The organism is Bacillus sp. EB106-08-02-XG196, from assembly GCF_013396335.1.
Classification (GTDB): domain Bacteria; phylum Bacillota; class Bacilli; order Bacillales; family Cytobacillaceae; genus Neobacillus.
Genome location: NZ_JABWSY010000012.1, coordinates 41,994 through 54,429 on the forward strand (window position 1 = coordinate 41,994; position 12,436 = coordinate 54,429).

Sequence of the window (12,436 nt, forward strand, 5' to 3'; positions counted from 1 at the left end):
TAAAGGTGGATAATTTGATACTAAGTGTAGAGAAAAATAACTTTATTTCATTTTTTCAAGGGGGATTGGAAACATCTTTAACAAAAATAAAATCCAAATAGCAGATAATATCCAAGCAAATAGAGGTTTTTTATGATGTATGAAAAACATTGGAAACATGACGATATTAAATATTACGGACCATGTCATACTCCAGCCATTATGATGTCTTATTAAGTATAAATAATGAAGATTTATGTATTCCAATATGGAATAAAGAAACACCCAGAATGAAATCCACAATCCTTGCTTCCATCTTACATTTGGAAAACGGCCTAGAAAAAGAAATATCGTTGATGGATACCCAATAAAAATAATCATTAGGTTAATGATGGTATGATTTCGTAGGATATTTTCCAAAAACATGGTTTCTTTATATGTCCACATCCAGTGATTATAAAAGATAAAATTTTTCAAAAGGTCCCCAATCATGAAAAATAAGATGGTTGGATAATAATCACGCCAATTTCTCCAATCCCCCCATTTTAATGCTGCAAATAGGAAAAGTGCGACATATAGTAAGAGCATTCTTTACACTCCATTTTTTTAACTATAGTTTCCCCTATTTTTCCAACAAATTACCCTTCTTTTAAATTTTAGCTTGACTCTTTGTAAAAATGCCTTCTCCTTATACAATTTCCATATTCTCAAATATTTCCTTCTTATATTCACGGCTTAAGAAATGTGCATTTTTATGGAGTGGATTTTTTTTACCACCTTTTAGTATTCCTACAAAACGTAAGTCTACCTTCCCCTCCAAATTTTCTAGTAAGTCCTTTATTTCTTTCATATAAGGCTTTACTACTGGTTCAAAAACTGACTTTTCTAAATCAATATGTATTCCCTTCGCAAATGGCTCTTGGTCGGTAATAATAGTGGCCTTCTTAATATTTTTTCTTTTAATCATTCGTAAGGCATCTAGCAGTTCTAGGTATTCACAAATAGTAGTTTTAGTCGTCTTGATATTTCTAACATTTGAGTAACCCGTTACAATTGTTCCATTTCCAACTAGTACCATTCCAGTCCCCACAGTATTATTCTCAAAATTATAGGAACCATCCACGATAAAAATGGGATTAGTAGTTTTTAGATTTTGGAGAAATTCTTTATTTATCGACGTTATTAAATTTACATTGATTCTCGGTTGCGGCTTAGCAACTTCATTTTTTTTCTTATGTGTTACAATGTGACCTTTGAAATTGTTAGAAACAAGATCACCTTTTCGAAAGTAATTCAATATATCTTGGATATGGAAAAAGTCCTTGTCTCCTACTGTGACATACGGCATTCCTTTTTTACATAGTGATCTTAAGTTAACGTAGGAGATACGCAATGTCGCTAATGCTATCTCTCCAGGCACGTATTCTTTAATCGTTCTTCCCTGTTTATCACGGAATTTCCTTTCCAAACGTTCTTGTGAGGGTTTGTAGGTCTCTAACCATTTCAATACTTCTTTTTCTAGAAAACGATATTCTTGACCGATCAAATAGTGTGGCATGCCTTCCTTCAGGTATTCAGCCATTTGAGCTTTCGTAACTTTCAGAGATTTAATCATTTCATCCCTTAACAGTAAAACCGGTGTGGATGTGGAATTCTGTTTTTGTTTCGTAGTGACTATGATACTCACCCTCTATGTTTTTATGGTTTATTATTTCATCTAGATTTATTGGAATATAATAAAATTCGACAAATACTATTATTTCCCCTTCACTGTAGTCAAAACTATATTTACCTTTGGATAAACAAAATTAGGCTACCTTTTCAAAGTCTTCTGAAAAGGTAGCCTAATGAGTTATGTATCATATCTTCAGTCTAACTGTTTATCGTTTTTGACAAAAGATCGATTGCCAGCCTTCTTGTTCGTTCTCTTCAAAATAAAGAACCTTCCAATCTCCAAATTCTGCTAACAACTCATTTGACTTTAGTTTATATTGATTGGAAACTCCTTGTTCCTCTGTGTAAGGTGATTGATAGTAGGTTTCCATAAAGAAATATCCCCCATCTTTTAAAACGTTCTTTACAATTGGAAACAGTGAGCGATCTAGGTAATAGGACATTACAATAAAGTCAAAGGGGTTATTCGGCCAATTTAACGTATCCAAATCTGTTAGATCTGTTACTCGAGGCTGCACACTTAGATTATCTTTGGCAGCCTGTTCTAGGACATAATTGATCGCAACGTCTGAAATATCAATTGCTTCGACTTGATTGTTCATTCCTGCAAGAAACAAACTGTTCCCACCAAGACCACAAGCTATATCCAAGGCCGTCCCGCCTTCTTTAAAATAAGAAGCCAGCTTCTTTAATCGTGGGTTTGGTTGAGGTTCCTTTAGCTGAGTTAATCGATCCATATGTTTCAGATTCCATTTGTCTTTTGTGTTCATTTTAAGCTCCTTTTTTTATTTGTTTATTATATTAAGAATATTTTCACTGTTTTTCCAACTATATAACTTTTTACTATATTTTTCTAGTATTTAATAAAAAAAGAAAAGCAACCTTAATAGATTGCTTCAAAAGTAATTGTCTTATCTTTATTCTTCCGATTACAATATAACATCTAATTCTTAATTAACTATTCATTGTTCCATGTGTCTATTAACTTAGTTGCGTTTTTAGCTAACTCTTCCTTTGCTCCCCCAGTAATCAAGTTGCTTAAACCACTATTATCTAGATGTCTAATAAAAGTTTCCATTTGCTGAATGGCTTGCGGAATTCTTCCATTCCCATAGTGATATTCTGCATTTTTCAGGTGATTTCCCAACTGCGTTGTCAATGGTTGCTGGACATTCTCTTTGCTACCATACTCCGCTAGTAGATTTCTTAAATACGGAATATCTACAATCACTTCAGGAATTAAGACACCAGTATTCATTTTAAAATAGTCAACATCCATATTTGCAGTTGCTGGGGTGTCTGCGCCCATTTTAATCAAATTCCCATTGGATTGGACAACGGAATCTCCAGTCCAAACGTATTCACCGTCCACATATAAATCAAAGGTGGAGTTTTCGTTTACCACCACTCGATACACATGATACTCCGTTGTATCCAATCTAAATGTTTGTGTTGGGTTAGTAATCTTATTTTGAACACTTCCTGTTTCTCCATCATTCGTTAAGAAAACAGACATGAGTTGACCGTTTACTCGAACTCCAACTTCATTTCCTGTACTTTGTGCATTTACTTTCGCACGGAATTCAAATGTATAGGCCCCTTGAGGAACAAAGAAATTGTTCTTCGTTACATAACGGAAGGCAGAAGATCCTTCATTTAATGTTTCTACAATTGTTACGTACCCTTCACCTTGGGTAACTTCGCCCGTTGCATCACTTGTCCGTGAGCCTTTAGTGATTCCCCACTCCTTTGTAAAATCCCTAAAGCTTTCATCTACAATATTCCATACAAATCCTTCTCTTACTTCAAGAATTAACTTATTAGAAGCCACGGTTACATCATTAAGTGTAGCTTCTACCCACACTTCAACCGTTCCCTCAGCAAGAGTTTGCACATTCCCATCTTTTACTGTCGCAATATTTGGGTTCGAGCTAAAATAGTTAATGGTAACTTCATTTAAGTCTACTGGTTTTCCATTTTTACGAGTTGCGGTCATTTCTAAATGCGTTGAGGTACCTTTTTGCAGGGTTGTATTTTGTATATTTATATCCACCGTCTTCAACTTTTCCAACTCTTCAGGTGGAACAGACTTTGCTAAAGCAATTTTGGTACTTCCACGTTGCCCAACTTCATAATACATGTATACGGTATCGCCTTCTTGAAGAAACGAACGTGAAGCAACCCTGCCATAATCAGGATCTTCACCTGTTGCTTTATTGAATGCTCCGTGATGTATGGCTAAATCAAAATTCTCTCCGACTTCAACGATATATTGATGCCCATCACCGGCGTGGACGGTGATATAATGCCTTCCTTCCCAAGGGAAATAGTAAGCACCTGATAAATTCCCTTTATGGTCAAAGTTATCCGTTTTAATTGGCGAAATAATCGGTGTTCTTTGTGTTTCCCACTCTTTCCCATCATTGGACCAGGCTAGATAAATTCTTCTATTTCCATTGTTGTTTCCCATTAACAGCATGATATATTTATTCCCTTTTTCAGGGATGGTATATTTAAAAACTCTCGCGTATGACGTTTCACTGACATCGTCAAAATCAGCTGTTGTTACCACAGCTTTTTCATAATCAAAATGAATACCATCCTCAGAAGTAGCTAATCTAGTTGTATTATTTTCACCATGAAAATACATATAAAGTTTATTTTCTTCTTCAATCCAAATTGGGTGTGCTGATGCTACATGTGAAACAGAATAATGAGGTGGGTTATTACGGTTGATAACTGGGTTTGCTTCATATTCAATCCATGGACCTTCTGGCGAATCTGCATAAGCTAATGAAATCCCACCTGGGCTGTCATGCGGACCATAATACATATAATACTTTCCTAATGGATTCTCGAAGTAATCTGATGCTTTTATAACAGTAGGAAAATCAAATTCATTGGTTGGTTGGATTATAGTTCATACCCAAGGGATCAATCACTACCTTTTGATATTCAAATACCGGAAAGGTTGCTGGTGCGACATGGATGGAGTTTTTGAATAGAGAGATTGATTGATTTAGTTTTACGACCATTTCATTTATTTGAGATTGTTCAGCACTTTCGTTACGAAGTAAGGCTTCTGCTTCTATGATGGCTGCTTGCAATGTATCAACCGCTGATTGGAGACATTGACCAACGTTTTCCCCCACAATAGCCTCTTCCACTGATGTTTTTGCTTTTGCAATAGCTGCTTCCAAATCAGAGGTTTCAAGAATCGTTTCTTGACCCTCTGGAACTAAGATACCATTTGCCATTTTGAAATAGTCGATATTGATATCTGCACTTGCGATAGACTCGGCTCCGATTTTGATTAATTTTCCGCCCGATTCAGTACCTGCCTGACTACTCATCTGATATTGACCATTAACGTAAACATCAAAGCTATAATCGTTATTGACAACGACTCTGTATATGTTGTATTCACTGGTATCTAACGTATGTGTCTGGGTAGGATTCGCGACTCTATCTCTAATCGTTCCCGCTTCACTATCATAGGTAAGAACACTCCCACTAATTTATTGTTTAACCTTACTCCTACCTCATTTCCAGTACTAGGATTATTCACTTTTGCCTTAAACTCAAAGGTAAAAGCACCTTCAGGAATGGCAAAGTCATTTTTAATAAGAAAATGCCAGGCAAAGTTCGAAGCTTCTAGACTTTCTTTTATGGTTACAATTCCATCTCCCTGGACGATATTGCCTGTGTCAGCATTTGTACTTGAGCCCTTGGATATACTCCAGCCGCTTTTGTAATCTGCAAATCCCTCATCCACAATATCCCATGTTTCTGGTACCGCTTCAGCAAGTGTAATCGTCTGAGTTGAAGCACTTAATAGCAATACAAAAATTAAAAGACACCTCATCACAGGTAATGCTTTGAGATTTTTCAATCACATAACCTCCATTTTTGATAGACTAGTAAAGCTTTTTAAATAGTAGAAGGCAGAATTACTTCTGCCTTCTACTATTTACATTATTTAAGTTCCAACTCAGGTTCCAGCTCTGCCTCAAAAATTCTTGGCCATGGCAGGTTTACATGAACACTTTCTAATGCTGAGATTGTTTTGTAAAATTCTTTATTTCCTCTTGAACCCATGTACACTTCTTTTTCATCAAAATATTGGTACCACTTTTCGGTTTCGGCTGTTAATCTTTCTTTTACAAAGCTGTTAACTAAATCGTATTTATTGCCTAAGTCCCACTCACTTGCACCAATTTGTCCGATATAGCCTCTCGCCGCCGGATGGACAACATTTTTATAACCTTGATCTTTTGCAAAACGATGGAGTAAAAATTCATAATGAATCAAGATCAGAAGATATTACAGAGTTCGTCTTTAGTGACTGGTCTTGCGGAAAGGGTAGATTTAACAAAAATTCTAGCCTATAGCGGCTGGAATACAGCTGGAAATGCACTCGGCATTACCGTGGGTCATGCAGCAGCTCGTGCAGCGTTTTTAGCGCAAGAGGCAGGATTTGGTGTGCCTTTATATGAACAGGCGGCTGAACGTTCCACTCTGAGATGGCGTGTTTAATAGAAGATGAATATCTGCCTCTTCTTCGTTATCAACAAGCCTTCCTCCAGCAGAAACGATATGCTTTTGTACATTGTAATCGAAGGTTGTATCTTCAAAAGGAGCAATCCAGTCCTTGCCATGAACGCCTCCATATTCAACAAAGAATGCTGGAGATGTTTTATATAGTTGGTTGACAAATCGTGATACCAATACCACTCCCACTTCATCGGCACCTAGGAAGACAGCAACTTGATCTTCGACATCTAATTGATTCACCTTTTCAAGAAGGAGTTCTCTTTCCGCACGATGAAGTCCGTGAGGAGCTGCGTCATCTTGTGCAAGGATTAAATGGTCGATATAACCTTCATCAACCCAGTCAATCATCAAGTTATTAACAGTGTGGTTTCTGGCTCTGGCTTTCTTGTAATCTTCTAAAACAGCTGCAGGGATAATCGACTCTAATTCCGCTAGTCTTTCTTTCCCTGGCAACCCTAGATTTACTACCTTGTCATATAAAATGGCCCACTCGCTAATTTGTGAATAATATTTTAAGTATTCATCACTTATCGCAGTGACGGCTAATCTTTAAATCGTATCAAAAATGTATACAGGTTTTTCAGGATACAATTTTTTCAATTCTTTAATTACCTGGATATCCTTGGTTGCTTCTTCCAGTGATTTGACTCCTATACGTGAGGCTACTAAACCGCCATAGGCCAGCATACTGGTTGAAATAACAAACCCATCAGCTTGATCACCATTCTCTACTTGCCATTTACTAATTTCATCTCCGTTTCCTGGCTGCGTAAATTTACCTGTCATTTCTTTTGGCGGTGGAATCACTTCTATACCTGCAGAAGCACCCACCTTCTGTGGAAAGTAAACATTGGCTGGTCTATCATCTAAGGGAACTAGTAAGAGTGTTGATTGTTCTTGTTTAATTTCTTCGGCTGAAATCATCGCGACAGAACTAAATAATAGTAGTACTGCAAGACTTACGGTAAAGAGTTTTCTCCAACGTTTCATGTGTTTCCTCCTTAAAAATATACTTAGATCACTACGCCATTCTCTATTAAAATGGATTGCAGCTTGTTAATATCTAAATCTTTTGGTGCCACGTTATCTATAATAGAACGTGCGGCGGCTGTTCCTGCTGCTTGCCCTGTTGCCATGGCGCTAGGCGTGAGTCTTGTTGTAGCTAAGGCCTCATGAGTGGTTGAAATACATCTTCCTGCTACTAATAGGTTTTCAATACCTTTTGGAACGAGACAGCGGTAGGGAATGCCATAGCATCCGTCTCCCTCGATGTCATTTGCTTGAACGCCTTTGCCGGTAGGGTCATGGATATCAACGGGATAGCCACTGAGTGCGATTGTATCATCGAATTTTTTTCCGGAGATAACATCCTCAATCGTGAGTGCATACTGCCCATCAATCCTTCTTGTTTCACGAATACCAATTTGCGATCCAACAGCTGAGATCGAAGCCTTTGCAAAACCAGGAATTGTCTGCTGCAAAAATTTGGCCATCATCAATACTTGCTTCCTGCCTTCTTTTTCTGCTTTTGTTAAGTCAAAAACATTCGTTCCATCAAGTCCTTGAACTCGGGTGCAATTGACGAGAACCTCATCTTCTTCAGGACCGGCAAAAAAGAGAACTTGATCCCGATTAATCGGTACTCCTGATTCCTTCCATTCCTTATAAAATCCCTGTACGCCTGTGATTGGGATTTCATCCAATTCAGCAATTGGTGTTTTTTTATAAAAATTACTTGGATTTGCCTTCATGGCTTCCTTTACTTTCGAAAGGTCTACGCCTCTCATCCGAAACTTCATCGTCATGGGCTGTGTTTTACTATCCCCTTCACGCCCTTTTAAACAAGGAGCACCTGATAAGTAAGCAAGATCTGCATCCCCTGTTGTATCAACAAATTGCTTCGCAGCAACTCGTATCGGACCAGATTTTGTTGTTAGATTAAGAGAAGTAATTTTATTTCCTTCTACCTCAACCTTATCTACAAAACTATGAACAAGGACTTCTACCCCTGCTTCATCTAGCATTTCTAATGCTAACAGTTTATATTTTTCAGGATGGTACGGGGTAAGTGTATTCGTAAACCCTACGGTATCGCGCAAATGACCAGGTGATCCATCTCTATCCATTAACCTCTGAACGATTTCCTGTGCAATGCCCTTGATAACTTGTTTTCCTGATTCTGTGTGGAAGGTCATCCATGGATAGACAAGTGCTACTGTTGACATTCCGCCTAAAAAACCATACCTTTCAATCAGAAGTGTTTTTGCTCCTGTTCTACCTGATGCAATCGCCGCATTGATCCCGGCAGGACCTCCTCCTGCTACGACGACATCATACTCTAGTTCTCTATTCAAAATAGTCACATCCTTTTTTGTATTTGAAACAGAACATTACTTGCCGCCAGTCATGGCTACCCCTTCAATAAATTGCTTTTGGGCAAAGAAGAAGACAATTAACAATGGAACGGTCGCCATCACCGATGCGCTCATAAGGAGCTCCCATTTGGTACCCACCTCATCGGTAAATAACGCCAATGCAAGAGGTAAGGTCATAAGTTCTTTTGAGTTAATATAAATTAGCGGTTCATAAAACTCATTCCAGCTTGTTAAAAAGGTGAAAATCGTGAGTGTTGCAACAGCTGGTTTTGCTAAAGGAAGCATGATATTCCAATAAATTCGGAAATATGAGCAGCCATCTAATTTCGCAGCCTCTTCTAGCTCCTTTGGTACTAATAAGAAAAATTGTCTCATTACAAATACGCCAAATACTCCCGCCGGACCTAAAATCGGAATCGCAATTAACGGAACATGAGTATTGATTAACCCTAAATCTCTCATGAATAAAAATAACGGGATGGTGATAACCTCAACCGGGATCATCATGGTGCTTAACAAACATAGAAAAAGAAAGCTGCTTCCCTTAAATTTTAGCTTTGCAAAGGCATAACCCGCTAACGATCCCAAAAAGATGGTTCCTGCTGTTACTAAAATCGCAATATATAAGCTATTAAAATAAAAAAGATGAAAGGGCGTGGATTCTAACACCTGTAAATAGTTTTCCCATTTAAAAGGGTTAGGAATTAACTGAAAAATAAATATTTTCGTTGAATCCTTGAAGGAAGTATTGATCATCCATAAAAATGGGACAATCATGATTAGAGATATAAGTGATAGCACTCCGTAAAATAATACTTTAGTAAAGATTCCGTTTTTCTTTTTATTCTTCATGAAAAACCCACCTTTTTCTTGCACTCCATTGAATGATGGTAAAAAATAAAATAATTACAAATAAAACAAGTGCTATCGCCGATGCATAACCAAAATCAAATAGTTTAAATGCATTTTCCCAAATATAGTAAACTAATACTTTGGTATGATTTCCAGGACCACCGTTTGTCATCACATAGATTTGCCCAAACACCTTCATGGAACCGATTACAGTTAAAATCAAGGTTAAAAACACAGTAGGTGTAATCATCGGTAATGTCACATGCCAAAATTGTTTTGCCTTATTGGCACCATCTAAATATGAAGCTTCATAGAGATTTTTATCTACTTGCTGAAGGGCTGCTAAGAATAAGACCATATTTAAACCAACATTTTTCAAGGCACTAACGACAATAACGGCTCCCATTGCTAGGTCGGGATCATAGAGCCATGCGGGTCCGTCAATTCCAATCGCAGCAAGGACTTGGTTAATGAAACCTTCCTCTGTACCAAACATATATTTCCAGATAATCGACCATACAACAATAGAAGTCATGACTGGAATAAATATCGCTGTTCGAAATAAGCCGATTCCAGGCAAATTTCTCTGTAGGAGCAAAGCCAATAAAAGGGCAATTAGGATATTAATTGGCACCAGTCCTGCTGCGAAAATGAGGGTGTTTTTCAATACCACCCAAAAATTCGAATCATTTACTAAGCGCTGATAGTTTTCCGTCCCAATGAAATTTGGATCACCGAGAAGCTGCCAATCAGTTAAACTCATATATATGGAATATACCAGCGGAAAAAACATAATCAACAGAAAGCCAATCACCATTGGACTAACAAATAAATAGCCATAAAACGATTCACTTCCGATGAATTTCTTTCGCCTTTTAAACCCCTTCGTGGGCAGGCGTTTTGCTGTTTGAACATTTGAATCCAACTCTCCCTACCCCCTTTACAATGAATCGATTGCATTTCTAAATGATCTAATCGCCGTTTGAATAGTTTCTTCGGTATGACCAATCACAATAGCCCCGAGCATAACTGCTTTTACCCCTGCCTTAGCTAGTATTGGAATATCAGAAGGCACTAGCTTTCTTTGCGAAGGAACAAGAACAGGTATATCAACATTCTGGACAAGTGTATTATAGGCAAGTACATCCTTAAAGGTCAGTGGTGTTCCATACTCTTCTCCTGGAATAATCGATGCTTCTAAAGCAGAAACACCAAGGTGTTTTACATTGCCGATGGCATTTAAATCATACTCACTCGAAATCGCAAATGTTTTCTCAATTTTGTCTAGCACAAGCATCCAGCTTGGTTTATCATGAGCATAAATCGAATAAAAATTGAATCCTAGGGCGATTAGCTGCTCCATTTCACCTTGACTTATATCTCCAAATGACCCACCCGGAACGATTCCAAGTGGTCCAGAAAATTCATCCCTAATACTACGAAATATTTCATCATAGGATTCCACTGAATTAAACACATTTCCTGATGCCCGATGATTGACATTCACATGCAACTTAACTGCATCTACCCCTGCATGAATGGCAGCCTTTGCTAAATCGAATCGATTTTCTGGTAAACTCACAATTAATGTCATTTTATTATCTGTAAGCATTTGTTTTAATGCTGCTGTCATCGTCTTTCACCCCTATAAAAGGTATGCGGTTAAGCCTATTCAGGTTTAACCGCATCTTTTTGATTACTTCATGATTGGATTGATTTTTTCTTCCATACCTTTTAAGATGTCTTCAGGTTTTTTCAATTGACCAAATAATTCATCGAATCCGAATTGAATCGCTGTATCAATTTTTTGCCATTCCACATGACCTGCTTGTAAGCGGGCATTATCCATTTCATCAATAACCGCACGTTTAATACTTTCTGCCGGTGGGTTATTTGGCTGATTGACAAATGCCTCAGAACTTAACACTGATTCACGTGGTGGAACAAAGAATGTAGATGTTTGCGTGATTCCCTCTTGGCTTGTAAAGAATTTAAGAAGTTCTTTTGCTTCTTCCGGGTGTTTTGAATCTTTAAACAATCCATATCCTGCTTGACCAAGCATTGGAAATCTTCCTTCTGTTCCTTCTGGAAGTGGGGCAATGTCCCACTCAAAATCTTTTACATTACGGGCGGCTGATACATAGCTATAAACATCGAAGAACATCCCAATTTTTCCGGAATCAAAGCTTATTTGTTCACCTGCTTTTGGATGGGATGAATCTTTAAACATCATGCGATCGAGCATATTTAATGTTTCAACACCTTGTGGGCTATTCCAAGTAAATTTGCTTTGGTCTTTATTAAACAAGTCCCCGCCATTAGCCCAAGTATGGGATAGTAAGGCAATCCACGTATTCCAATCACGGAAGAAGTTCGCACCATAGACACCATTAGATGAGATGGCCTTTGCTGACTTTTCAAACTGCTCCCAATTCCATGTTCCCGCTGCTACATGTTCATTTGGTGTTTTTTCACCAGCATTTACAAACAAGTTCTTGTTATAGAACATAACCATTGGCGGAGTGGAGAATGGGATGCCGTATAATTTACTATCCTGCTCGAATAAATCGAGTGTGGATGGGAAAAAGTCATCCATGTTATAGTCCTTATCCTCTTTAAAGGTAGACACATCGGCTAACAGTCCATTTTCCATAAATTGAGGTGCCATCCGCTCTGCAACCCAACCTACATCCGGCAGCTCTCTACCAGCTGCTAAAACAGTAATTTTTTGCTGATAATCTGGAAATGGTACGCTTTCCATCTTCACCTTGATATTCGGATGTGTTTCGTTAAATTTTGCGATTAATTTGTTGTACACTTCTTGATGTGCTTCATTTCCCCACATCATAAAGGTCAACTCAACTTCCTCATCCTCTTTTGAGCCATTTTCCTTCGAACCCGTTTCAGTGTTGTTACTACACGCAACTGTAAACGCTACCAATAAAAGCGTTAAAAAAATGAGTCCTATCTTTCTCTTCATTTGTCATACCTCCCTTTGTCTT

The 12,436-nt window shown here is 37.8% G+C and carries 13 protein-coding genes and 1 pseudogene; 1 reads left to right on the forward strand and 13 read right to left on the reverse strand.

Annotated elements, in window-relative coordinates; genetic code table 11:
- Positions 1-42 precede the first annotated feature (42 nt).
- The 7 genes from MLOOGBEN_RS18660 to MLOOGBEN_RS18690 all read right to left on the reverse strand — a co-directional run bounded on the left by MLOOGBEN_RS18660 (position 43) and on the right by MLOOGBEN_RS18690 (position 5,964).
- Complete coding sequence (locus MLOOGBEN_RS18660) at positions 43-567, reverse strand: CBO0543 family protein (RefSeq protein WP_179159790.1); 525 nt, start codon at positions 565-567, stop codon at positions 43-45.
- Positions 568-667: 100 nt separating this feature from the next.
- The gene (locus MLOOGBEN_RS18665; RefSeq protein WP_218781253.1) at positions 668-1,561 is read right to left on the reverse strand and encodes a ribonuclease H family protein; all 894 of its coding nucleotides are present in this window, start codon (positions 1,559-1,561) and stop codon (positions 668-670) included.
- Between the two features lie 298 nt (positions 1,562-1,859).
- Positions 1,860-2,423: a class I SAM-dependent methyltransferase gene (locus MLOOGBEN_RS18670; protein WP_179159792.1), complete on the reverse strand. Its 564-nt coding sequence runs from the start codon at positions 2,421-2,423 to the stop codon at positions 1,860-1,862.
- A gap of 188 nt (positions 2,424-2,611) precedes the next feature.
- Positions 2,612-4,486, reverse strand: a complete 1,875-nt coding sequence (locus MLOOGBEN_RS18675) for an FIMAH domain-containing protein (protein WP_179159793.1) — start codon at positions 4,484-4,486, stop codon at positions 2,612-2,614.
- Positions 4,487-4,550: 64 nt separating this feature from the next.
- Positions 4,551-5,006 carry a hypothetical protein gene (locus tag MLOOGBEN_RS18680; protein WP_179159794.1) on the reverse strand — a complete coding sequence of 152 codons (456 nt, stop codon included), beginning with the start codon at positions 5,004-5,006 and terminating at the stop codon, positions 4,551-4,553.
- Between the two features lie 80 nt (positions 5,007-5,086).
- Complete coding sequence (locus MLOOGBEN_RS18685; RefSeq protein WP_179159795.1) at positions 5,087-5,545, reverse strand: hypothetical protein; 459 nt, start codon at positions 5,543-5,545, stop codon at positions 5,087-5,089.
- Positions 5,546-5,628: 83 nt separating this feature from the next.
- Positions 5,629-5,964, reverse strand: a complete 336-nt coding sequence (locus MLOOGBEN_RS18690) for a DUF4127 family protein (RefSeq protein WP_179159796.1) — start codon at positions 5,962-5,964, stop codon at positions 5,629-5,631.
- Here MLOOGBEN_RS18690 and MLOOGBEN_RS18695 point away from each other — a divergent pair.
- Positions 5,956-6,189, forward strand: coding sequence for a DUF4127 family protein (locus MLOOGBEN_RS18695; RefSeq protein ID WP_179159797.1), 234 nt, complete (start codon positions 5,956-5,958; stop codon positions 6,187-6,189). The two genes, MLOOGBEN_RS18690 and MLOOGBEN_RS18695, sit on opposite strands and share 9 nt — an antisense overlap.
- Here the strand turns inward: MLOOGBEN_RS18695 and MLOOGBEN_RS29365 are convergent.
- From MLOOGBEN_RS29365 to MLOOGBEN_RS18730, 6 genes and pseudogenes are all read right to left on the reverse strand, one after another.
- A pseudogene (locus MLOOGBEN_RS29365) lies at positions 6,142-7,197 on the reverse strand (DUF4127 family protein). The gene MLOOGBEN_RS18695 and the pseudogene MLOOGBEN_RS29365 sit on opposite strands and share 48 nt — an antisense overlap.
- 23 nt (positions 7,198-7,220) lie before the next feature.
- Positions 7,221-8,561, reverse strand: a complete 1,341-nt coding sequence (locus MLOOGBEN_RS18710; RefSeq protein ID WP_179159799.1) for an FAD-dependent oxidoreductase — start codon at positions 8,559-8,561, stop codon at positions 7,221-7,223.
- Positions 8,562-8,597: 36 nt separating this feature from the next.
- Positions 8,598-9,434: a carbohydrate ABC transporter permease gene (locus MLOOGBEN_RS18715; protein ID WP_179159800.1), complete on the reverse strand. Its 837-nt coding sequence runs from the start codon at positions 9,432-9,434 to the stop codon at positions 8,598-8,600.
- Positions 9,424-10,359, reverse strand: a complete 936-nt coding sequence (locus MLOOGBEN_RS18720) for a carbohydrate ABC transporter permease (protein WP_483296397.1) — start codon at positions 10,357-10,359, stop codon at positions 9,424-9,426. Before MLOOGBEN_RS18720 ends, MLOOGBEN_RS18715 begins: the two co-directional genes overlap by 11 nt.
- Before the next feature lie 15 nt (positions 10,360-10,374).
- Positions 10,375-11,067, reverse strand: coding sequence for a hypothetical protein (locus MLOOGBEN_RS18725; protein ID WP_179159801.1), 693 nt, complete (start codon positions 11,065-11,067; stop codon positions 10,375-10,377).
- Between the two features lie 63 nt (positions 11,068-11,130).
- Entirely contained in the window at positions 11,131-12,414 is a 1,284-nt protein-coding gene (locus tag MLOOGBEN_RS18730; protein ID WP_179159802.1) for an ABC transporter substrate-binding protein, read from the reverse strand.
- Between the last annotated feature and the right edge of the window lie 22 nt (positions 12,415-12,436).

Excerpts from the sequence above, each read along its gene's own strand:
- MLOOGBEN_RS18675 (WP_179159793.1), bottom strand. The coding sequence starts at position 4,486 with ATGTATTATGGTCCGCATGACAGCCCAGGTGGGATTTCATTAGCTTAT.
- MLOOGBEN_RS18730 (WP_179159802.1), bottom strand. The coding sequence starts at position 12,414 with ATGAAGAGAAAGATAGGACTCATTTTTTTAACGCTTTTATTGGTAGCG.
- MLOOGBEN_RS18715 (WP_179159800.1), bottom strand. The coding sequence starts at position 9,434 with ATGAAGAATAAAAAGAAAAACGGAATCTTTACTAAAGTATTATTTTAC.
- MLOOGBEN_RS18680 (WP_179159794.1), bottom strand. The coding sequence starts at position 5,006 with ATGAGTAGTCAGGCAGGTACTGAATCGGGCGGAAAATTAATCAAAATC.
- MLOOGBEN_RS18725 (WP_179159801.1), bottom strand. The coding sequence starts at position 11,067 with ATGACAGCAGCATTAAAACAAATGCTTACAGATAATAAAATGACATTA.
- MLOOGBEN_RS18665 (WP_218781253.1), bottom strand. The coding sequence starts at position 1,561 with ATGGCTGAATACCTGAAGGAAGGCATGCCACACTATTTGATCGGTCAA.
- MLOOGBEN_RS18660 (WP_179159790.1), bottom strand. The coding sequence starts at position 567 with ATGCTCTTACTATATGTCGCACTTTTCCTATTTGCAGCATTAAAATGG.
- MLOOGBEN_RS18695 (WP_179159797.1), top strand. The coding sequence starts at position 5,956 with ATGAATCAAGATCAGAAGATATTACAGAGTTCGTCTTTAGTGACTGGT.
- MLOOGBEN_RS18670 (WP_179159792.1), bottom strand. The coding sequence starts at position 2,423 with ATGAACACAAAAGACAAATGGAATCTGAAACATATGGATCGATTAACT.